General features: G+C 72.3%; 20 protein-coding genes. 14 read left to right on the top strand and 6 right to left on the bottom strand.

What is annotated here, in order from left to right:
* Positions 1 to 2 precede the first annotated feature (2 nt).
* Positions 3 to 1022: a LacI family DNA-binding transcriptional regulator gene (locus OG900_36930; protein ID WUH95197.1), complete on the bottom strand. Its 1020-nt coding sequence runs from the start codon at positions 1020 to 1022 to the stop codon at positions 3 to 5.
* A 142-nt stretch (positions 1023 to 1164) separates the two neighbouring features.
* Between OG900_36930 and OG900_36925 the strand changes: the two genes are divergently transcribed.
* The 4 genes from OG900_36925 to OG900_36910 all read left to right on the top strand — a co-directional run bounded on the left by OG900_36925 (position 1165) and on the right by OG900_36910 (position 6609).
* On the top strand, positions 1165 to 2463 hold the full coding sequence (locus tag OG900_36925; protein WUH95196.1) for an extracellular solute-binding protein: 1299 nt from the start codon (positions 1165 to 1167) through the stop codon (positions 2461 to 2463).
* A 14-nt stretch (positions 2464 to 2477) separates the two neighbouring features.
* Positions 2478 to 3407 (top strand): sugar ABC transporter permease, encoded by a 930-nt coding sequence (locus tag OG900_36920; protein WUH95195.1) that lies wholly within the window; start codon positions 2478 to 2480, stop codon positions 3405 to 3407.
* On the top strand, positions 3407 to 4225 hold the full coding sequence (locus tag OG900_36915; GenBank protein WUH95194.1) for a carbohydrate ABC transporter permease: 819 nt from the start codon (positions 3407 to 3409) through the stop codon (positions 4223 to 4225). Before OG900_36920 ends, OG900_36915 begins: the two co-directional genes overlap by 1 nt.
* A gap of 95 nt (positions 4226 to 4320) precedes the next feature.
* Positions 4321 to 6609, top strand: coding sequence for a glycoside hydrolase family 3 C-terminal domain-containing protein (locus OG900_36910; protein ID WUH96060.1), 2289 nt, complete (start codon positions 4321 to 4323; stop codon positions 6607 to 6609).
* Between the two features lie 119 nt (positions 6610 to 6728).
* On the opposite strand, the gene OG900_36905 is transcribed toward OG900_36910, so the two are convergent.
* Complete coding sequence (locus OG900_36905; GenBank protein ID WUH95193.1) at positions 6729 to 8540, bottom strand: FAD-dependent monooxygenase; 1812 nt, start codon at positions 8538 to 8540, stop codon at positions 6729 to 6731.
* Positions 8541 to 8911: 371 nt separating this feature from the next.
* On the opposite strand from OG900_36905, the gene OG900_36900 reads away from it, so the two are divergent.
* From OG900_36900 to OG900_36860, 9 genes are all read left to right on the top strand, one after another.
* Complete coding sequence (locus OG900_36900) at positions 8912 to 10039, top strand: antibiotic biosynthesis monooxygenase (protein WUH95192.1); 1128 nt, start codon at positions 8912 to 8914, stop codon at positions 10037 to 10039.
* A gap of 79 nt (positions 10040 to 10118) precedes the next feature.
* Positions 10119 to 10580, top strand: a complete 462-nt coding sequence (locus OG900_36895) for a cupin domain-containing protein (GenBank protein ID WUH95191.1) — start codon at positions 10119 to 10121, stop codon at positions 10578 to 10580.
* On the top strand, positions 10577 to 11842 hold the full coding sequence (locus OG900_36890) for a beta-ketoacyl-[acyl-carrier-protein] synthase family protein (GenBank protein WUH95190.1): 1266 nt from the start codon (positions 10577 to 10579) through the stop codon (positions 11840 to 11842). Before OG900_36895 ends, OG900_36890 begins: the two co-directional genes overlap by 4 nt.
* A complete protein-coding gene (locus OG900_36885) occupies positions 11839 to 13098 on the top strand; it encodes a ketosynthase chain-length factor (GenBank protein WUH95189.1) in 1260 nt (419 codons plus the stop codon). The genes OG900_36890 and OG900_36885 overlap by 4 nt, the downstream gene beginning before the upstream one ends.
* Positions 13099 to 13155: 57 nt before the next feature.
* Positions 13156 to 13413, top strand: coding sequence for an acyl carrier protein (locus OG900_36880; GenBank protein WUH95188.1), 258 nt, complete (start codon positions 13156 to 13158; stop codon positions 13411 to 13413).
* 3 nt (positions 13414 to 13416) lie between these two features.
* Entirely contained in the window at positions 13417 to 13887 is a 471-nt protein-coding gene (locus OG900_36875; GenBank protein ID WUH95187.1) for an SRPBCC family protein, read from the top strand.
* A 75-nt stretch (positions 13888 to 13962) separates the two neighbouring features.
* Positions 13963 to 14292: a TcmI family type II polyketide cyclase gene (locus OG900_36870; GenBank protein WUH96059.1), complete on the top strand. Its 330-nt coding sequence runs from the start codon at positions 13963 to 13965 to the stop codon at positions 14290 to 14292.
* 167 nt (positions 14293 to 14459) lie between these two features.
* Positions 14460 to 14927, top strand: a complete 468-nt coding sequence (locus OG900_36865; GenBank protein WUH95186.1) for a hypothetical protein — start codon at positions 14460 to 14462, stop codon at positions 14925 to 14927.
* Between the two features lie 153 nt (positions 14928 to 15080).
* The gene (locus OG900_36860; GenBank protein WUH95185.1) at positions 15081 to 15812 is read left to right on the top strand and encodes a class F sortase; all 732 of its coding nucleotides are present in this window, start codon (positions 15081 to 15083) and stop codon (positions 15810 to 15812) included.
* A gap of 95 nt (positions 15813 to 15907) precedes the next feature.
* Here OG900_36860 and OG900_36855 read toward each other — a convergent pair whose 3' ends face one another.
* From OG900_36855 to OG900_36840, 4 genes are all read right to left on the bottom strand, one after another.
* Positions 15908 to 16906 carry an acetylserotonin O-methyltransferase gene (locus OG900_36855; GenBank protein ID WUH96058.1) on the bottom strand — a complete coding sequence of 333 codons (999 nt, stop codon included), beginning with the start codon at positions 16904 to 16906 and terminating at the stop codon, positions 15908 to 15910.
* Positions 16907 to 17063: 157 nt separating this feature from the next.
* Complete coding sequence (locus OG900_36850) at positions 17064 to 18605, bottom strand: right-handed parallel beta-helix repeat-containing protein (GenBank protein WUH95184.1); 1542 nt, start codon at positions 18603 to 18605, stop codon at positions 17064 to 17066.
* A gap of 426 nt (positions 18606 to 19031) precedes the next feature.
* A complete protein-coding gene (locus OG900_36845; protein ID WUH95183.1) occupies positions 19032 to 20405 on the bottom strand; it encodes a cellulose binding domain-containing protein in 1374 nt (457 codons plus the stop codon).
* A 231-nt stretch (positions 20406 to 20636) separates the two neighbouring features.
* Entirely contained in the window at positions 20637 to 20855 is a 219-nt protein-coding gene (locus tag OG900_36840; GenBank protein WUH96057.1) for a cellulose-binding domain-containing protein, read from the bottom strand.
* A 322-nt stretch (positions 20856 to 21177) separates the two neighbouring features.
* Between OG900_36840 and OG900_36835 the strand changes: the two genes are divergently transcribed.
* A complete protein-coding gene (locus tag OG900_36835) occupies positions 21178 to 22107 on the top strand; it encodes an AraC family transcriptional regulator (GenBank protein WUH95182.1) in 930 nt (309 codons plus the stop codon).
* Positions 22108 to 22132: the final 25 nt, after the last annotated feature.

Here is a 22132-nt window from a genome sequence, read left to right as displayed (position 1 = left end):
GGTCACGACGGCGGAGCGGTGCTCCGCCTGATCACCAGGCTGGTGGCGAGTTCCATCCGGGTGGTCGACGTGCTGGCCGGCGCGGCCCGCAGCCGCAGGATCATCCGCGAGGCCTCCTCCGCCATCCTGCGCAGCGGCTGCCGCACGGTGGTCAGCGCGGGGCGGGACCACTGGGCGACGGCGACGTCGTCGTAGCCGACCACCGACAGGTCGGCGGGGGTGCGCAGGCCGTGCGCGCCGGCCGCTTCGAGGACGCCGATGGCCTGCAGGTCGCTGCCCGCGAAGATGGCCGTGGGCCGGTCGGGCCTGCCCAGCATCCGCATGGCCTGCTCGTAGCCGCCCTCGACGTGGAAGTCGCCGAAGGCGATCAGCTCGGGGTCGATGTCGATGCCGGCGGTCGTCATCGCGGAGCGGAAGCCGTCGAGGCGGGCCAGCGAGCACATCATGTCCTCGGGACCCGTGATGATTCCGACCCGCCGGTGGCCGAGCTCGATCAGGTGGCGGGTCGCGGCCAGGCCGCCGGACCAGTTCGCGGACCCGACCGAGGGCACGTCGGTCTCCGGGTCGCCGGCCGGATCGATGATCACGAACGGGATGGACCGGGACCGCAGCTGCTGCTTGAACTCGTGCGGCAGCGCCGAGAAGACCAGGACGACGCCGAGCGGCCGGCGCCTGAGCACCCCCTCGATCCACTCGGTGCCCGGCGAGTGGCGGGTGCCGCTCTCGGTGAGCACCACGCTGGCGCCGATCTCCTTGGCGACCTTCTCGACGCCGAGGATCAGCTCCATCGCCCAGATGGCGTCCAGCTCGTGGAAGACGATCTCGATCAGCGGCGCCTCGGGCGCGCCGCGGGAGTTCCGCCGGTAGCCGTGCAGCTCCAGTAGTCGTTCTACCTTCAACCTTGTCAGCGCGGAGACGTCCTGACGACCGTTCAGCACCTTCGAAACTGTCGAGATCGAGACCCCGGCAGTTTCGGCGACCTGGGCGAGCGTGACCCGACTCTCGTCCACCTCTTCATCCATAAGAGCGCAGCGTACGGCACATCTGTGCGTAACGCTTTGATAACCCGGACCATGAGGGTTGACCCTTTCGTAGCGGCACCTTAGCGTCACACCGCGCAGCAATTTTCGGCGACGGTGCCGAAATATTTCGAAAGGCTGGACGATGAAGAAGAGATGGCTTCCCCGTGCCGTGGCCGGCAGCGTCGTGCTCACCCTCGGGCTGACACTGGCCGCGTGCGGCGGCGGCGACTCCGGCAGCAGCAGCTCTGGCAGCTTCAAGGTTCTCGTGTACGGGGACGCGAGCAACAAGGTCGAGAAGCAGATCGTCGACACGTTCAACAAGACCTCGAAGGTCAAGGCGGTCCTCCAGACCATCCCTGGTGCGGACTACCAGCAGAAGCTGCAGACGATCATCAACACCAAGCAGGCGCCGGACGTCTTCTTCAACTGGGGCGGCGGCAGCATCGCGCCCTTCGTCAAGGCGGGCCTTCTGCTGCCGCTCGACGACATGATCGCCAAGGACCCAGGCCTGAAGTCCAACTTCCTGCCGTCGGTGTTCAACAGCGCGAACGTGGACGGCAAGTCCTACGGCGTGCCGATGCGCGGCACCCAGCCGGTCCTGCTGTTCAACAACAAGAAGGTCCTGTCCGACGCGGGCGTGACCGAGCCCAAGACCTGGGACGACCTGATCAGCGCGGTCAAGGTCCTCAAGGCCAAGCACATCACCCCCATCGCGCTCGGCGGCGGTGACCAGTGGCCGACGCTGATGTGGTACGAGTACATGTACGACCGCATAGCCGGACCGGGCCTGTTCGAGAAGGCCATGGGCGGCGACAAGTCCGCCTGGGACAGCGCCGACAGCCGCGCCGCGCTGGCGAAGCTGAAGGAACTGATCGACGCGGGCGCGTTCGGCAGCAACTACGACTCGGTCAAGTACACCGACGGCGGTTCGGTCGCGCTGGTCGCGCAGGGCAAGGCCGGTTTCGAGCTCATGGGCTCCTGGTACTACTCGCAGCAGCAGACGGACAACCCGGACTTCGCCAAGACCGGCCTGGGCTACAGCTCCTTCCCGACCGTCAGCGGGGGCAAGGGCGACCCGACCGACATCGTCGGCAACACGAACAACTTCTACTCGGTGCTGAAGAAGACCAAGTACCCGGACGCGGTCGCGCAGTTCCTGAAGCTGCAGTACAGCGACGAGTTCGTGAAGGCGCAGATGGCGATCGGCAACCTGCCGACCACCACCAACACGGTGAACTTCCTGAGCACCGCGGCCATCCCGGACTACTCGAAGTTCCAGTACGACCTGGTCAAGGCCGCGCCCTCGTTCCAGCTCTCGTGGGACCAGGCCTACCCGCAGACGGCCAGTGAGGCCATGCACACCGCGGTGCAGCAGTTCTTCGACGGCAAGCTCGACGCCGACGGCTTCATCAAGGCCATGCAGGCCCTGCCCACATCCTGAACCGGGATCCTCACATGACCACCTCTGCTGAACCCAGGGTGGCAAGGCGCCGGTCCGTACGCCGGTCCGGCGCCGCCGTGGCCCGCCCAGGCTTTGCCTGGGCGGCGCCCGCCACCCTGTTCTTCCTGCTTTTCGCCGTAGTCCCGCTGGTCCTGGTCGCGGTGCTCTCCTTCACCGACTGGGACGGCCTGGGCTCGCCCCAGTACGCCGGCCTGGACAACTGGAAAGCGCTGATCCACGACCACGTCATGATCCAGAGCCTGTGGCTCAGCGTCCTGATCACGGTGCTCGGCGTCGTCGTCCAGACCCCGCTGAGCATCCTGCTGGGCGTGTGGGCGGCGGGCAAACAGCGCAACCGGGCGATCCTGTCCGCGATCTACTTCATTCCGCTGCTGCTGTCGGCGACCGCGATATCCATCCTGTGGCGGGCGCTGCTCGACCCGAACTTCGGCGTCCCCTCGCAGGCCAAATGGCTGTTCGGCGACGGCAACCTGTTCGGTCACCAGACCAGTGCCATCGGGGTGCTGGTCTTCGTCGGCGCGTGGCAGTACACCCCGTTCCACACGCTGATCTACCAGGGCGCCACCCGCGCGATCCCGCCGGTGCTCTACCAGGCCGCGGAGATCGACGGCGCCGGCACCGTCCGGCAGTTCTTCTCGATCACGCTGCCGCAGCTGCGCACGACGATGATCACCTCGATGATCCTGATGGTCGTCGGCGGTCTCACGACCTTCGACACGGTGCTGATCCTCACCCAGGGCGGCCCCGGTACGGACACCACGATCAGCGCTTACTACATGTACGAGCAGGCGTTCAAGAGCTTCGACTTCGGCGGCGGCTCGGCCATCGCCCTGGTCCTGGTGGTCATCGCCACGATCATCTCGCTCATCGTCGTCAAGGTCTCCGGTTACGACAAGATGCGCAGTTCCACGGAAGGCCTGTGATGAAGCGCCGTCCCAACTATCTCGCCGGGCTCGGCTCGCTCGTCTGGCTGTTCCTGATCGGCCTGCCGCTGTACGTGATGCTCGCGGCCACCCTGCAGGACCACTCCGACTACTCGTCGAACGGGCCGCTGGCCTTCCCCAAGCACTTCACGCTGCACAACTACACGCAGGACTTCTCGAACGGCTTCGGCCACTTCTTCCTGAACACCCTGGTGGTGACCATCGCGGTGGTCGCGATCGTGGTGCTGGTGGTGCCTCCGCTGGCGTACTCGATCGTCCGCAGCCAGGGCCGGATCACCACCGGGATCTTCCGGCTGTTCCTGCTGGGCCTGGCGATCCCCGCCCAGGCGGTGATCGTGCCGATGTTCTACGTCATCAGCAAGGCCGGCCTGTACGACAACCTGATCGGCGTCATCCTGCCGACCGCGGCCTTCTCGCTGCCCGTGTGCGCGCTGATCCTCACCGGCGTGATGCGGGAGATCAGCCCGGAGCTGTACGAGGCCATGGCCGTGGACGGCGCGTCGCCGTGGCGGGTGTTCTTCCAGCTGGTGGTCCCGCTGTCCAAGAGCGGACTGTCCACGATCGTGGTCTTCTCCGCCCTCCAGGCGTGGAACGGCTTCCTCTTCCCGCTGGTCCTGACCCAGTCCGACTCGTCGAAGGTCATCACCCTCGGCCTCTTCAACTTCCAGACCGAGCACGGCATCGACATCCCCGGCCTGCTGGCCGCGGTCGTGCTGTCGATGCTGCCCATCTTCATCGTCTACCTGTTCGCCCGCCGTGCCCTGGTCCAGGGACTCATGGGCGTCGGAGGAAAGTGACCGGCACCGTGGCCGAAGAGAACAAGTCCGCTATTCCCCCATGGAGGAACACCTCCCTCGCCCCGGAAGACCGGGCCGACGCGCTGATCGCCGCGATGACCCTGCCGGAAAAGGTCTCGCAGCTGTTCGGCATATGGGTGGGTGCGTCCGACGAAGGCGGCGAGGTCGCCCCGTACCAGCACGAGATGGAGGAACCGGTCACCCTTGAGAGCCTGCTGCCGCAGGGGCTCGGTCAGCTGACCAGGTCGTACGGCACCGCGCCTGTCGACCCGGCGCTCGGCGCGCTGTCGCTGCTGCGCACCCAGCGCCGCATCGCCGCGGCGAACCGTTTCGGCATTCCGGCCGTCGCGCACGAGGAGTGCCTGGCCGGCTTCGCGACGTGGGGCGCCACCGCCTATCCCGTGCCGCTGTCGTGGGGTGCCAGCTTCGACCCGGAGCTGGTCCGCACCATGGCGGCCCGGATCGGGCGCGACATGCGCGCGGTCGGCGTGCACCAGGGCCTGGCCCCGGTGCTCGACGTGGTGCGCGACGCGCGCTGGGGACGGGTCGAGGAGACCATCGGCGAGGACCCGTATCTCATCGGCACGGTCGGCACCGCCTACGTCCAGGGCCTGGAGTCCACCGGGATCGTGGCGACGCTCAAGCACTTCGTGGGCTACTCCGCCTCCCGCGCCGGCCGCAACCTCGCGCCGGTCGGCATGGGCAGCAGGGAGCGCGCCGACGTGATGCTGGCGCCGTTCGAGATGGCGCTGCGCGAGAGCGGCGTCCGCTCGGTCATGCACGCCTACACCGACACCGACGGCATTCCCTCCGCCGCCGACGAGGAGCTGCTGACCGGGCTGCTGCGTGAGACCTGGGGCTTCACCGGGACGGTCGTCGCCGACTACTTCGGCATCGCCTTCCTCAAGACGCTGCACGGTGTGGCCGGCACCCTCGGCGAGGCGGCCGGCGCCGCGCTCGCCGCGGGCGTCGACATCGAGCTGCCCACCGTCAAGGCGTTCGGCGAGCCGCTGCTCAAGGCGCTGGCAGACGGGCAGGTCCCCGAGGCGCACATCGACCGGGCGCTGCGCCGCGTCCTGGTCCAGAAGGTGCAGCTCGGTCTGCTCGACCCGGACTGGGACCCGGTGCCCGAGGCACTGGCCGACGCCGACCTCGACGACACCGCCGCACTGCGCGGCCTGGTGGACCTCGACCCGGCGGAGAACCGGGCCATCGCCCGGCAGATCGCCGAGCGCAGTGTCGTCCTGCTGCGCAACGACGGCACCCTGCCGCTCGCGGGGCCTGCCAGGATCGCGGTCATCGGCCCCAACGCCGAGGTCCCCACCGCGGTGCTCGGCTGCTACTCCTTCCCCTTGCACGTCGGCGGGCAGCACCCGGAGATGCCGCTCGGCATCGAGCTGCCCACGCTGCGCGAGGCGCTCGCCGCCGAATTCCCCGGCAGCGAGATCGTCACCGCCGCGGGCTGCGGTATCGACACCGAAGGCACCGAGGGCTTCGCGGAGGCCGTGCGGCTGGCCGCGGAAGCGGACATCGTTGTCCTGGCGCTCGGCGACCGTGCCGGCCTCTTCGGCCGCGGTACCAGCGGTGAGGGCTGCGACGCCGAGTCGCTGGCGCTGCCCGGGGTCCAGCAGCAGCTGCTGGACACGCTGCTCGACACCGGCACCCCGGTCGTCGTCACCATGCTCGCGGGGCGTCCTTACGTGCTCGGCCGGGCGGTGACCGAGGCCGCGGCGATCGTGCAGACGTTCTTCCCCGGCGAGGAGGGCACCGGCGCCGTCGCCGGTGTGCTGTCGGGCCGGGTGGCGCCTTCCGGACGCCTGCCGGTCAGCATCCCGCGGCAGTCCGGCAGCCAGCCGACGACGTATCTGGCGTCCAGGCTCGGCCAGTCCAGCGCGACGTCGAACATCGACCCGACGCCGGCCTTCGGCTTCGGCCACGGTCTGACGTACACCACCTTCCAGTGGACCGACCTGGACGTGCCGGACCTGCAGGCCGGCACGGACGGCGAGATACGTCTCGCGTTCACCGTGCGCAACACCGGTGAGCGGGCGGGCACCGAACTGGTGCAGCTGTACCTGCACGACCCGGTCGCCTCCGTGGTGCAGCCGGTGCAGCGCCTCATCGGCTACCAGCGGGTGGACCTGGCACCCGGGCAGTCCGCCCGGGTCGAGGTCACCGTGCCGGCCGACCTGGCGTCCTTCACCGGGCGGGCCGGGCGGCGCATCGTGGAGCCCGGCGAGCTGGAGCTGCGGCTCGGCGCGTCGTCCACGGACCTGCGGCTGACCGTCATCGCCACGCTGACCGGGCAGGTGCGGGAGCTGGACCACACCCGCCGGCTGCACGCGGCGTTCAGCACGTCGGCGGAGCCGCTGCCGGTGGCATGACCGGAGGTGCGGCGGGCGGCCTGGATGGCGGTCCGCCTGCCGCACCTCCCCCCGAAAGCGGCGACGGCCGCCGGTGATCCACCGGCGGCCGTCGCCGCTTTCGTATACCGCCGTAGGGGTCAGTCCAGGCTGAGCACCTGGCGCAGCACGGCGCTCAGCTCGGCCGCCGGGTCGGCGCAGCCGGTGGTGGCACGCCAGGCGACGAAGCCGTCGGGGCGTACGAGCAGGGCGCCGTCCTGGCCCGTGCCGTGCACCGAGGACCAGTCCGCGCCGGGCTCGGTCACCAGGTCGGCGTCCTTGCCCGCGCCGACCCGGTAGCGCTCAAGCGGCACCCCGAGTTCACTCGCGACGGAGCCCGCGGCGCCGTGCCACGCCTCGCCGGCCGCGCTCCCGGCACCGGTCAGCAGCACCGGCACCCGCTCGTAGAGGTCGAGCGTGGAGACCCGCTCGCCGGCGCGGTCGACCCACAGGTGCGGCGCCCGCGTGCCGGGCTCCCCCAGCCACAGCCGCGGCCCGCCGGCCGCGCCCGCGGGCCTGCCGCCCTTGCCGCCGGACGCGGTCGGGACGGCCGGGCCGCCCGGGGGCCGCTCGGCCGGGGTGCTGCCGGGGCCCTGGACGGTCGGGTCCGTCGGGACGACCGGGCCGCCCGTGCCGCCGGGGCCGGGCGGCGGGGCGGGCGGGCCCTCGGGGACGACCGGGCGCCGCGGGTCGACGCCGATGACGGCGCCGGCCGGGTAGCGGTAGCCGAGCGCCACGGTCAGCACACCGCTCTGCCGGCTGCCGCCGGCCGGGGCGGCGTCGTAGCCGGGGTGGCTGTGCTCGGCCGAGCGCTGGGAGGCGCGGGCGCTGGTGGCCACCGCGACCGGGCGCCGCTCGGCGCCGTAGGTCTCCAGCAGGCCGGGCCCCGCCCAGCCGCCGAGGACCGCGGCGAGCTTCCAGGCCAGGTTGTGGGCGTCCTGGATACCGGTGTTGGAGCCGAAGGCGCCGGTCGGCGACATCTCGTGGGCGGAGTCGCCCGCCAGCAGCACCCGGCCCCGCGAGTAGCGCTCGGCCACCCTTTCCGCGGCATGCCACGGTGCCTTTCCGGTGATCTCGACCTCCAGGCCCGGCACCCCCACCGCGGTGCGGATGTGCGCGGCGCACCGCTCGTCGGTGAAGGCTTCGAGCGGCTCGCCGCGTTCGGGGTGCCAGGGCAGGTGGAAGACCCATTCGGCCTCGTTGTCGACCGGCAGCAGCGCCCCGTCGGCGTCCGGGTTGGTCAGGTAGCAGGCGATGAAGTGGCGGTCGCCGACGACCTCGGCGAGCCGCTTGGCGCGGAAGGTGACGCTCACGTTGTGGAACAGCTCGCCGGCGCCGGTCTGGCCGATGCCCAGGCTCTCGCGCACCGGGCTGCGCGGCCCGTCGGCGGCGACCAGGTAGTCGGCGCGCACGGTGCGGGTCTCGCCGGTGTCGCGGTGCAGGACCTGCGCGGTCACGCCGTCGGCGTCCTGCTCGAAGGACCGCAGCTCGACGCCGAAGCGGATGTCGGCGCCCAGCGCGCGGGCCTCCTTCAGCAGCACCGGCTCCAGGTCGTTCTGGCTGCACAGGCACCAGCCCGACGGGCTGAAGGCGGCGAGGCCGCCGCCCGGGTCGATCTCCCGGAAGAGCCATCGCTGGTTGTCGCCGGTCAGCGACTCGGCCTGCAGGATGCCGTGGTTGCGGGACAGGACGGACGCGGCCGCGCGGATCGCCGGCTCCACGCCGGCCGTCCGGTACAGCTCCATCGTGCGCACGTTGTTGCCGCGGCCGCGCGGGTGGTGGGAGGTCGCGGCGTGCTTCTCGACCAGCAGGTGGTCCACGCCGAGCCGGCCGAGGAAGAGTGAGGTCGACAGTCCCACCAGGGACCCGCCGGTGATGAGGACCGGTACACGGTCGTCGGACGTCGGTTGCATCTGTTGCTCCAGCCTGTACGGGCACGCGAGGCGCGGCGGCGGTCGGCCGCCGGTGCGGCTGGGGCCTGCCGTCGGGTGCGGCACGGCCCAGGGGCCCGGCACGCCGTCGTCCGGTCCCGCCTTCTCCTTGCCCGGTCGGCGGCGCGCGGCGGTGTCCTGGCGGCGCATTCGCCCGCATGGACCGCAATTCTCGCGGCGTTGGTGGGATCGAAGCACGATCAGGCTCAGGGCCGCGGAAACGCACACCGGTGCGGATCCGGCGTCCCTCGCGTCCGGCGGCCGCGGCAGCGCGGGCGGCCGGTGCTCACACCTCGCGGAACGCAGAACGCAGAACGCACACCGCACATCGGCAGTCGAAGGAGAAGTGGAAGATGACGATCCTGTCCGAAGAGCCGGGGACGGCGGGCACCGCGGCAGGCGCGCAGGACACCGAGTGCGCTCGGCTTCGCGTGGTCCTGCTGCTGGACATCCAGAAGGGCGCGCAGGAGCGCTTCCTCGACGCGTACGAGCTGCTGCGCAGCCAGGTCGCCTCGGTGCCCGGGCACGTCAGCGACCAGCTGTGCCAGTCCATCGAGGACCCCTCGCAGTGGCTGATCACCAGCGAGTGGGAAAGCTCCGAGCCCTTCCTGGCCTGGGTGGACAGCCCGGAGCACCGCGAGATGGTCAAGCCGATGCACTCCTGCGTCAACGACACCCGCTCGCTGCGGTTCGACATCCTGCGCGAGACGTCGGTGGCCGGGCACACCGGGCACCGGGCGCCGCGTCCGGAGCGGGCCGGCGACGGCCGCGTCCGGCACGCGATCACCTTCACCGTCCGGCCGGGCAGCGAGGAGAAGGTCGCCAAGCTGCTGGCCGACTACGCCTCCCCGTCCGCGCGGGTCGACTCGGCCACCCGGCTGTGCAGGACGACGCTGTTCATGCACGGCAACCGGGTGGTCCGCGCGGTCGAGGTCAGCGGCAACCTGGTCGCGGCACTGCGGCACGTGGCGCAGCAGCCCGAGGTGCGGGCGGTCGAGGAGGCCATCAACCCGTACCTGGAGGAGGAGCGCGACCTGACCGACCCGGAGGCCGCCAGGGCGTTCTTCACCAGGGCCGGGCTGCCCGCGGTGCACGAGGCGGTGGCGGAGGCCGACCGCGCCGGCAAGGTCCGCAGGTACGCGCTGCACTACCCGGTCCTCGGCGGCAGCGGCGCCGCGGCGGCCCGGGTGCTCGCCAGGTCCGACGAGCTCGCGGCGGCCGACCCGACCGGCTCGCTGGTGCGCAGCACGATCTTCCAGCGCGACGACGTCGTCGTCCGGGTGATCGACCTGGCCGCGGCAGCCGACGAGGACCTGGCGCTGACCACCGGCACCGCCGACCGCGACCTGGCCGCGGAGCTGGGCCGGCTGCTCGAACTGCCGGACGCCGTCCGCGACCTGGGCGACGACCGGGGCCGCGGGCAGCTGCTCGCGCACCTGGAGATGACCCTGGTCACCGATCGCCACGCACAGGACTCGTGACCGCAGTTCCGCTTTCCCGCACGCGCGGGCCGGCCGCGACTCCCCGGCGGCCGGAGTGACTTCACCTGGAGGCACCCTCATGACCGCTCAGCCCCCTCGGATCGTGCACGTCGATGATGTCGAGCCCAACCGGCGCCGCGGTGGTGATCTGCGCGCCATGCTCACCCCGACCGTCAGCGGATCGACCAGCGGATTCATGGGTGTGGCGATCGTGCGGCGCGGTGAGCGCATCGCCGAGCACTACCACCCCTACTCGGAGGAGTTCGTCTTCGTGGTCAGCGGCGACCTCGAAGTCGACCTCGACGGCACGCCGTACGCGCTGAGCGCCGACCACGGGCTGCTGATCCCGAAGGACGTACGCCACCGCTTCCGCAATGTCGGTGACAGCGAGGCGCGGATGGTCTTCCACCTCGGCCCGCTCGCGCCGCGCCCCGAGCTGGGCCACGTCGACACCGAGGACGCCGCGGGCAACCCGCTGGTCGCCGACGGTGCCCGGCCGAGCGCGGCGCGGCCCCCGGAAGCGGCGGGGGCGGTCTCGTGACCCGGCGGGTGGCGGTGACCGGGGTCGGCGTCGTCGCCCCCGGCGGGGTGGGCGTGCCCGCTTTCTGGGACCTGCTCACCGCCGGACGGACGGCGACCCGGGCCATCACCCGCTTCGACGCCGCCGGCTTCCGGTCCCGAATAGCCGCGGAGTGCGACTTCGACCCGGCCGCCTGCGGCCTGGACGCGCGGCAGCTGTCCCGCGCCGACCGCTACGTGCAGTTCGCGATGGCGGCGACCGACGAGGCGCTGCACGACGCGGGCCTCGACCCGCGGGCCGAGGACCCCTGGCGCATCGGGGTGTCACTGGGCACCGCGGTGGGCGGCACCACCCGGCTCGAACAGGACTACGCCCTGGTCAGCGCGGGCGGAGACCGGTGGGACGTGGACCACAGGCCGGCGCTGCCGCATCTGCACCGGGCGTTCTCGCCCAGCGCGCTGTCCGCGGAGGTCGCCGAGCAGGTCGGCGCGCACGGCCCGGTCCAGACGGTCTCCACCGGCTGCACCTCGGGTCTTGACGCGGTCGGCTACGCCTTCCAGACCATCGAGGAGGGCCGCGCCGACATCTGCATAGCCGGCGCGTCGGACTCGCCGATCTCGCCGATCACAGTGGCCTGCTTCGACGCCATCAAGGCGACCTCGCCGAACAACGACGACCCCGAGCACGCCTCCCGCCCGTTCGACGCCAACCGGGACGGCTTCGTCCTCGGTGAGGGCGGCGCAGTGCTGGTCCTTGAGGAGCTGGAGCACGCCAGGGCCCGCGGCGCCCGGGTGTACTGCGAGGTCAGGGGCTATGCCTCGTTCGGCAACGCCCACCACATGACCGGGCTGACCCGTGAGGGCCTTGAGATGTCGCGGGCCATCGACCGCGCGCTGGCGCACGGCAGGATCGACCGCACCGCCGTGGACTACGTCAATGCCCACGGCTCGGGCACCAAGCAGAACGACCGGCACGAGACGGCGGCCGTCAAGCGGTCGCTGGGCGAGCACGCCCGCAGGACCCCGATGAGTTCGATCAAGTCCATGGTCGGGCACTCCCTGGGTGCGATCGGCGCCATCGAACTGGCCGCCTGCGCACTGGCGATGGAGCACGGTGTGGTGCCTCCGACCGCCAACTACGAGACCCCCGACCCCGAGTGCGACCTCGACTACGTGCCGAGGACCGCGCGCGAGATGCCGTTGCGGACCGTGCTGTCCGTCGGCAGCGGCTTCGGCGGCTTCCAGTCCGCCGTGGTCCTCAACCGGGAGGAGTCGAACCGATGACCGCCAAGCCGAGCAGGCAGGACGAGCAGCGCCGTGCGGTGATCACCGGGATGGGGGTGATCGCGCCCACCGGGATCGGCGCGGACGCGTATTGGAAGGCCACCAAGGAGGGCGTCAGCGCGCTCGGCCCGGTCACCAGGGAGGGCTGCGGCGAGCTGCCGCTGGCCGTCGCCGGCGAGGTGCACGGCTTCGACCCGGCGACGCTGGTCGAGGAGCGCTTCCTGGTGCAGACCGACCGCTTCAGCCACTTCGCGATGGCCGCCGCCGACATGGCGCTGAGAGACGCGGCCCTGGACGCCGCGGGCGCCGGCGAGTTCGCCATCGGCGTGGTCACCGCGGCGGGTTCCGGCGGCGGCGAGTTCGGCCAGCGCGAGCTGCAGCAACTGTGGGGCCGCGGGCCGCGGTTCGTCGGGCCCTACCAGTCCATCGCCTGGTTCTACGCGGCGAGCACCGGCCAGATATCCATCCGCGGCGGTTTCAAGGGCCCGTGCGGGGTGGTCGCCGGCGACGAGGCCGGTGGTCTCGACGCCTTCGCGCACGCGGCCCGCAGCATCCGCGGCGGCACCGACGCGATGGTGCTCGGCGCCACCGAGGCGCCGCTCGCGCCGTACTCGATCGTCTGCCAGCTGGGCTATCCGGAGCTGAGCACGGTCCGCGACCCGCAGCAGGCGTATCTGCCGTTCACCGACCGCGCCTGCGGCTTCGTGCCGGCCGAGGGCGGTGCGATGTTCGTGGCCGAGGAGGAGACAGCGGCCCGCGAACGCGGTGTCACCGCCCGCGCGGTGATCGCCGGGCACGCCGCGACCTTCACCGGGTCCGCCGACTGGGCGGCCTCGCGGGAAGGCCTGGCGCACGCGATCCGCGGCGCGCTGGACGAGGCCGGGATCGCGCCGGAGGAGGTCGACGTGGTCTTCGCCGACGCGCTCGGCGTGCCCGCGGCCGACCGCGCCGAGGCGCTGGCGCTGGCCGACGTGCTCGGCCGGCACGCGGCCCGGGTCCCGGTGACCGCCCCCAAGACCGGTACCGGGCGTGCCTACTGCGGCGCCTCGGCGCTGGACACCGCCTGCGCGGTGCTGGCCATGGAGCACGGCGTCGTGCCTCCCACCCCGAACGTCACGGACGTGACCGGCGGCCTCGACCTGGTCACCGGCCATGCCAGGCAGGCCGATCTGCGCACCGCCCTGGTGCTCAGCCGCGGGCTGCTCGGCTCGAACTCGGCACTGGTGCTGCGGCACGGCGCCGACGCCCGTCCCTGACCCTCCGACCGTACGTCCCCAACTCCGCACCACTCCCCTCCACGCAAGGAGCCGCTCATGCACACCGAACTCACCTACGCGGAACTGGCCTCGCTCATGGAGCGCCGGGCCGGCGTCATCGTCGACCCGGCCGACCTGGAGCTCCAGTCCGACACGCCGTTCGCCGACTTCGGCCTGGACTCGCTGGGCCTGCTCGGCATCGTCGGCGCGCTGGAGAACGAGCACGGCGCCACCATCCCCGCCGACGCCGACGCCTGCCGGACCCCCCGGGAGCTGCTCGACGTCGTCAACGACGTGCTGAAGGCGAGGGCTTGAGCCATGGCCGCGCACACCGAGAACGAGATCACCGTCGGCGCCCCGCTCGACCTCGTCTGGGACATGACGAACGACCTGGAGCACTGGCCGCAGCTGTTCAGCGAATACGCGTCGGTGGAGATCCTGGAGCGCCAGGGCCGCAAGACCACCTTCCGGCTGACGATGCACCCGGACGAGAACGGCACCGTGTGGAGCTGGGTCTCCGAGCGCGAGCCGGTGCCCGAGACCCGTACGGTCACCGCCCGCCGGGTCGAGACCGGCCCGTTCGACTTCATGGAGATCTTCTGGAGCTACCACGAGGTCCCGGGCGGCACCCGGATGCGCTGGGTGCAGGACTTCGCGATGAAGCCGGAGGCCCCCGTCGACGACGCCGGGATGACCGCCAGGATCAACGCGAACTCCGCCGTCCAGCTGGAGCTGATCAGGGACAAGATCGAGCAGCGCGCCCGCGAGCAGGTCGCCGTCCCCAACTGACGCCGTGCCCGGGCGGGCCGCACCCGCCCGGGCTCCCCCGCACCCACCGCAGCAAGCAGGAGAGAGGACGTGACCGTGCACCGCGCCCTGATCGTCGCCCGTATGGCACCCGGCTCGGCCGACGACATCGCCGAGGTCTTCACCGACTCCGACCGCGGCGAGCTGCCGCGGCTGATCGGGGTCAAGGGCCGCAGCCTGTTCCAGTTCGGCGACCTGTACTTCCATCTGATCGAGGCCGACGGCCCGCCCGGACCCGCGGTCGCCGAGCACGCCTCGCACCCGGAGTTCAAGAACATCAGCGAGCGGCTGTCGTCGCACGTCAGCGCCTACGACCCGGCGACCTGGCGGTCCCCGAAGGACGCCATGGCGCGCGAGTTCTACCGCTGGGAGCGCCTCGGCGGCTGAGGTCCCGCGGCGCGGCGCACCACCCGGAGGGCGCAAGGACCACCCCCTTGCGGCCCTCTCCGGTGGCGCGCTGCCCGTGCATGACCGACGGTGAGGATGTCGCTACTGCGCACCCTTCGGTTGACGGCCTGTCATCCGACGCATGCGCGACGGAAGGAACCCTCACCATGCGCACTGCCCGCACCCTTTTCGCCGGAGCTGCTCTCTCCGCAGTCCTCGCCATCGCCGCCCCGGCCGCCCACGCGACGGGTGCCGTCAACGCGTACGACCCGAGCAGCCACGGTTCGTCGCACTCCTCCAGCCACTCGTCCAACAACAACAGCGGCGCCGCGGGCACCGACAGCAGCGCCGCCGGCACCGACAGCAGCGCCGCCGGCTCCGACAGCTCCGCCACCTCCAACGACTCGGCCGCGGCCGGCGACAGCAGCTCGTCGGACGAGGCCACCGCCCAGCAGGGTGAAGCGGGTTCGTGGCACGGCAAGCAGCCGCACGGCGGCGTGCACACCGGCGGTGGCGGCATGGCGCTGTCCGGCGGCGGCATGGCGGCCGGTTCGATCCTGCTGCTCGGCGGCCTGGGCGCCGGTGCGGTGGCGCTGCGTCGTCGCCGTACGCCGGCCGGCGGCCTCGCGGTCTGACACCGACCCGCTCGGTGAACGGCTGAAAGCCCGCTGAATCCGCTCCACGCTGTCTCCTGCCGTGGCCACCGCCGCTTCCCGCGGCGGTGGCCACGGCGACATCCGGCCCCGTGCCGCCCGCACTGTCCGCGAGCCGATGAAAGGCATCGCCCCATGTACCAGCAGTACCCGCCGCCTCCGCCGGGCGCGGCGGACGCCGCGCCCGGCCCACGCCCCTCCCGTGTGCTGCGCTGGGCGGTCGCCTCCGTGGCCCTCGGCGCCCTGATGATCTACAACTCGGTCGACTCCTCGGGCACCGGCCTGCCGGGGCCGCCCGCCTCCGCGGCCGCGCCGCCCACCGCCACCGCCAGGACCCCCGCGACGGCCATCGGCCCCGCCGGCACCGCGGCACCCGCGCCGACCGTCGGCCTGCCGGGCCTGCCGCACTCCAACCCCACCCGGCTGACCATCCACAGCATCGCGGTGAACGCGCCCTTCACCCCTCTGCACCTGGACGCGGCGGGCAACCTCGACGCGCCGCCCGCGGCCGACACCAACCTCGTCGGGTGGTACGCCGAAGGTCCGACGCCCGGCGAGCGCGGCCCGGCGATCGTGGCGGGGCACGTCGACACCAAGACCGGGCCCGCCGTCTTCCTGCTGCTGCGCCTGCTCAAGCCGGGCGCGACCGCCGACATCACCCGGGCGGACGGCACCGTCGCGACCTTCACCGTCGACACGGTGGAGATGTTCTCCAAGGGCAAATTCCCCGACCAGCGGGTCTACGGCCCCACGCCCGACCCGCAGTTGCGGATCATCACCTGCGGCGGCAGCTACGACCGCTCCAAGCGCGACTACACCGACAACGTCGTGGTCTTCGCCCACCTGACGTCCTCACGGCACGCCTGACGGCGTGAAGGACATGCCGACGGCGTAGCGGGAGATGCGGACGGCCGGCCCGGATGACCGGGCCGGCCGTCTTCGCGCACCGCGGGCGCGAGGTGTCAGGAGCCGCGGACGGTGCTTTCGAAGGCGTGCAGATACGGGTTGACCGGGCGTACGTCGCCGACCGCGAGGCCGGCCTCGGTCATCCGGGTGACCAGGCTCTCCCTGGTGTGCTTCTGCCCGCCGACGTTGAGGAGCAGCAGCAGGTCCATGGCGGTGGTGAACCGCATGGACACGCTGTCGTCCACCAGGTTCTCGATGACCAGCACCCTGGCGCCGGGGCGGGCCGCGGCGACGACGTTGCGCAGCGTCCTGCGGGTGCTGTCGTCGTCCCATTCGAGGATGTTCTTGATGATGTAGAGGTCCGCGTCGACCGGGACCTCCCGGCGGCAGTCGCCCGGCAGCAGGGTCGCCCGGTCCGCCAGCGGACCGCCGTCCCGCAGCCGCGGGTCGGCGTTCGCGACGACCTTGGGGAGGTCGAGCAGGGTGCCGTGCAGCGCCGGGTGCTTCTCCAGCAGGCCGGCCAGCACATGGCCCTGGCCGCCGCCGATGTCCGCGACGGTGGCGACACCTGTCATGTCGAGGCTGTCCACCACATCGCGGGCGGACTGCATGCTGGAGCGGGTCATCGCCTTGTCGAAGACGGCGGCCGACTCGGGCGCGTCGTCGTGCAGGTAGTCGAAGAACCGCTTGCCGTGCAGGTCGGCGAAGACGTCCTGGCCGGTGCGCACCGCGTCGTCCAGCCGCGGCCACACCTCCCAGGTCCACGGCTCGGTGCACCACAGCGCGATGTTGCGCAGCGAGTCGGGGGCGTCCTCGCGCAGCATCCGGGACATCCCGGTGTGCACGAAGCGGCCGTCGGGCTGCTCGGCGAAGACGCCGTAGCTGGTGAGCGCCCGCAGCAGCCGGTTCAGCGGCCGGGATTCGGTCCGCACGGCGGCGGCCAGCTCCTCGGCGGTGGCCGGCTCCTCGTCGAGCGCGTCGGCGACGCCGAGCCGGGCAGCCGCACGGATCGCGGCGGCGCAGGCCGCGCCGAAGACCAGCTCGCGCAGCCGCATGGCCGACTGGTCGGGCGCGTGCTGCGGCGGCGCCGGGGTGACCGGCGGCGCCGCGGCCTGGTAGGTCATGGTCATGGTCGGCCCTTCTGGTCATGCCGGGTCGGCGACGGGATCGGGCGGGGTCGCGGGGCGCGCGGCGGACCGGCGTACCTGCCGGTCAGCACCGGCCGGCCGGCTCGGAGACGGCGCAGGAGTTGGCGCTGAAGGTGTTGCCCGACCCGTTGGTGTCGCGGTCGGCCAGGTCGGCGGGGCTGTTGCCCGACAGGGTGTTGCCGCTGACCTGGTCGCGCAGGTTGGCGACGCCGACCTGGCTCGGGTAGAGCACGACTCCGCCGGACATCGGGGAGGTGCCGGTATTGCCGGTGATGGTGTTGCCGGTGATCCGGGTGTCCTCGGCGCCGGTGAGCAGCACGCCGGTGCCCTGGATGGCCGGCAGCCGGTCGCTCGCGGCGCAGAACTTGTTGTTGTCGGTGATCTTGTTCTGCCGGATGTCGAGGTCGCCGGCCTTCGGGTTGTTCTCGTCGCCGACGACGAAGACGCCGCCGCAGTTGCCGGTGACGGTGTTGTTCTCGACCACGAGCACGCGGGCCCGGCGGACCGTCACACCGATGCGGTTGCCCGACAGGGTGTTGCCGGAGATCACGGTGCCGCGGGTGTCGAGGGCGCCGCCCTCGGCATTGATGAAGTTCGCGACGAAGATGCCGGACTGGCCGTTGCCGACAGCCTCGTTGTCGCGCAACACCGCCCGGGTGGACTTCTCCTGGCTGATGCCCTGCTGGCCGTTGTTCTTGACCGTCACCCGGCTGACGACCATGCCGTCGGTGCCCGACACGTCGATGCCGTTGGCGCGGAAGCCGGTGACGGCGAGCGACCTGATGCGGACCGCGTCGAGGGCGTGCCCGTCGGGGCCGGTGACGCAGATGCCGTGCCCGGCGGCCGCGCAGGCCGCCTGGGTGGTGGTGCCGGTGACGGTCGTGCTGGTCTCGGTCTTCCCGGCGGTCGGCGCGGTGCCGTTCGGCGTCGCGGCGGGGGCGGCGGACTGCGCGCCTGCCGGGTCCGCGACGGGGGCTCCGTGCTGAGCGCCGGTGGTGGCGGTGTGCTGGGCACCGGTGGGGGCTCCGTGCTGAGCGCCGGTGGTGGCGGTGTGCTGGGCACCGGTGGGGGCTCCGTGCTGAGCACCGGTGGGGGCGGTGTGCTGGGCACCCATGGGGGCGGTCGCGGGAGCGGCCTGCTGGTCGCCGCCCGGCATCGTCGCCGGAGCGCCATGCTGCGCGTCAGCCGGGGCCATCGCGGGAGCGGCCTGCTGGTCGCCGCCCGGCATCGTCGCCGGAGCGCCATGCTGCGCGTCAGCCGGGGCCATCGCGGGAGCGGCCTGCTGGTCGCCGCCCGGCATCGTCGCCGGAGCGCCATGCTGCGCGTCAGCCGGGGCCATCGCGGGAGCGGCAGGGGCGGCATGTGCGCCCTGGCCGGCCGGGGCGGTGATCGTGACGCGACCGGAGCCGACGCCTTCCAGCGTCACATTGCGCGTGATCTGCACGCTCTCGCGGTAGGTGCCCGGCTTCACCATCACGGTGCCGCCGTCGGGGGCCGCGTCGACCGCCGCCTGGATCGACTGTCCTTCGTGCACCATCTGGACGCCCTTTGCGGCGTAAGCGCCGGGCGCCATGGCGGCGCCCGTTCCGAGCGCCGCGATGGTCATGACTCCTGCGATGTACCTGCTGTGACGTACGGGCATCGCCCTGACCTGCCTTTCTCGACCCGGCAGAGCCATGGCGCCGCAACGGGTCCCAGTACCTGATTCGGATTGCACTCGCCAACACCCCTTCGGCGAGGGGGCTGAGCCCGCGCGATTCGAAGCTATGGTCGGCCTGGGCCACCCGCCATTTCTGCTCCGGCATCCGTGTTCCGCTCCGGCGACCGCGGCTGACGCCCACGGGACCGTCCTCTTCCCGGGCCCGGATCCCGGCCCGGCGGCCCGGGTCGGGGCGCGCGGCAGCACATCGGACGGCCGTCCCGTACGCAGCACCGGGACGGCCGTCCGGCGACACCCATCGTGGCGGTCACCGACGGTGATCGCGCTGGGCACGCCGAAGAGGCGCGAGTGTTCACACGGATCCGCCGGGTGTCACCCCGATGCCGTACAGGTCGGAGTGCCGAGACTCTGGTTGGAGCCGTTCAGTGTCATGCCCCAGGACGTGCTGGCCGATGGGGCGAGCGTGCCGTTGTAGGCGGCATTGCGCAGCGTGGTGGCAGGCGCCGACGAGTCGACGGCGGCATTCCAGGCGCTGCCGATCGTCACACCCGACGGCAGGGTGAGCCTGACGGCCCAGCCGCTGGTCTGCCGGGTGCCGGTGTTGGTCACCGTCACATCGGCCTGGAAGCCGCCTGACCAGGAGTTGGTGACGTGTACGGCCGCGGTGCAGCCGCCCGCGCTTGAGGTCGGGGACGTGGTGGGAGACGTGGTCGGCGATGTCGTCGGGGACGTCGTCGGGGACGTGGTCGGCGATGTGGTCGGGGAGGACGTATTGCCGCCCTCGGTCGTGTAGGTCACGCCGGTGTACGGCTGCGAGCAGGTACCGGAACAGGCGGAGGGCAGCGAGAAGTCGTAGACGCGGCCGCCGAAGAGGTAGCTGTCGTTCACGTCGCGCACCCGGATGCTGAAGTCCGTGCCGCCCTGGGTGGTCGGGTTCAGGATGAACGACTGGCCCATGTCGCTGTTCATCTGGGCGTCGTGCCACGTGCCGCCGGAGCTGTATTCGACGCCGTGCACACCGTTGGGCAGGTGGGACACCGCGATCGCGCCCCAGTAGCGCTGGGCGCCCTGGAGGAAGCCGATCTTGATGTCGCCGGTGTAGTTGGGCGCGGGGACGTAACTCCAGGCCACATGGCGGTTGTTCCAGTGGTCCGCGAGCCCGCTCACCGTGGTGCCGTTCTGGGTGAAGTGGCCCAGCGACGCGGTGTCGAGGTCCAGGTGGTTCGGGTCGTCACGGCACCACGCGTTCGTGTCCGCGCAGCTGTCGGCGACCTGCATGGTGAGGGTGGCGCCGTTGTAGGAGTCCTGGGTCCAGGCTCCGTTGCGGCAGAAGGGCTGGCCGGCGGCGCCGTCGTTGGTGCCGTTGCAGTAGTCGCCGATGGTCACCCGCACCCAGCGCCCGCAGTTGTGGCCGTTGTTCCAGGCGCCCATGATCGAGCTCTGGGAGGGGGGCACCGGGCGCGGGTAACTCGCGTAGTCGCCGGGGGTGTTGAAGACGTTGAGCGCGACGAAGTCCGGCGAGTCCAGCTGGGACTGCGGCAGGCCGCAGCCGCCGTAGGGCTGGCCGAGGCCGTCGAAGTGGGTGGCATTGCCGACGACGTCGGCCTGGGCCGCGCTCGGGGTGGCCGCGGGCGCGGGCAGCATCGTCAGCACGTAGACGAGCACCGCGGCGACGGCGGTGGCGAGCGCCGCGAGCAGTCTGCGCGGCGGTCGGTGCGAGCGGTGGGGGTACGCGGGTCTGCGCATGGACGGCTCCTTGACGTGGGGGGTATGGGAGCGCTCCCATAGTCCGGCGCCGAGTCGGCGGCGTCAACGGGCGGTCGTCTGTGGATATCCGGCGACTGAACCGGGTAAGTGCGGTGGCGGAGCCGGCCGTTGCCGATGCGCCGGCGGGTGCGGGGCGGGGTGCGGCACGCGTACGGCCCCCGCTGCCGTCGGGCGGCGGGGGCCGTGGCCCCCGCGCTGCGGCGTCCCGGGTCAGGACACCTTGCAGGCCTTGCCGTTGAGGGTGAAGGCGGCGGGCACGCCGTTCGTCCCCGCCGCCGAGGTGGCGCTGAAGCCGAGGTTGACGGTGCCGCCGGCCGGGATGCCCGCGTTGTAGGGGGCGTTGCCGGCGGTGACCTGCTTGCCGCTCGGGGGCTGCACCGCGTTCCAGATGTTGGTGATCTGCTGGCTGCCGGGGAAGCCGAAGGCCAGCCGTCGTCACCGCGGCGAGGGCCGCCAGCCAAGTGCGTCGCGCTGGGAGTCTCATGCGTTCTCCTCGGAATGTCCGGACGTTCCCTGACAGGAAGGCCGCAAAGGCGACAGCGGAGCCGGATGGCGGCCCGAGCGCTGTACCGGTTAAGCACCAAGAAGCCACCGGCGGTTGACGCATTGCCAAGAGCGGTGCCCGGAACACCCGGGCGTCCCGCCGGGCCCGGACTCGCCTGCCGCGGAGGGCAGTCGGCCCGGGAGACGGCCCGTACACCTCGGCGCCGCGTTCATGCGTGTCCGTCTCGCCGCTGGGTAGCGTCTCGGGGTGGACGTACTCAGCGATGTGCTCGCGGTGCTCCGCGCAGGGCGGCCGCGGTCGGCGCCGGCGCGGCACCACGCCCCCTGGGCGCAGGAGTTCGCGCCCGCGCCGGGGACGGCCGGCTTCCAGGTGGTGCTGCGCGGCGTGTGCGTCCTGCGGCCCACCGCCGGCCGCCCGGCCGTCCACGCCGGCCCGGGCGACGTGGTGCTCCTGCCGCGCGGCACCGGCCATGTGCTGTCCGACAGCCCCGGCGCGGCGGTCACCCCGCCGGCCGCCGCGGGGCACCGCCCGGCGGCCGGTGACGGCCCCGCGACCCTGGTGCTGTCCGGCGGCTACCCGCTCGACCCGCAGCGCGGCCACCCGCTGCTCACCGAACTGCCCGACCTCGTCCACCTGCCCGCCGCGCCCGCCCGACACCCGGAGGCGGACGCGGCCGTACGCCTGCTGGCCGGCGAGCTGGAGCGGCCGCGGCTCGGCACCGACGCGATCGTGCCGTCACTGCTCGACGCGCTGCTGCTGTACGTGCTGCGCGCTTGGTACGAGGACGCGCCGCTGCGGGACGGCGGCGGCCCGACCGGCTGGGCGGCGGCCCTGAACGACCCGCCGGTGACGGCCGCCCTGCGCGCGATGCACCGCGCCCCGGCCGACCCTTGGACGGTCGAGCGGCTGGCCCGCGAGGCCGGCCTGTCGCGGGCCGCCTTCGCCCGGCGTTTCGCGGCGCTCACCGGGCGGCCGCCGCTGAGCTATCTGACGTGGTGGCGTATGACGCTGGCGGCCAGGCTGCTCGCGACCTCGGCGCTGCCGCTGTCCTCGGTCGCCGCACGGGTGGGCTACACCTCGGAATTCGCCTTCGCCCACGCCTTCAAGCGGTGGTGCGGCCTGGCCCCCGGCCGCTACCGCCGGGTGCACACCGAGGGCGGCCGCGGGCCCGGGTAATAGGGTGGGCGCACCCCGGTCGTAA

Origin of the sequence: Streptomyces sp. NBC_00433, assembly GCA_036015235.1 — a bacterium.
Classification (GTDB): domain Bacteria; phylum Actinomycetota; class Actinomycetes; order Streptomycetales; family Streptomycetaceae; genus Actinacidiphila.
This window is presented reverse-complemented; position numbering and strand designations above follow the sequence as displayed.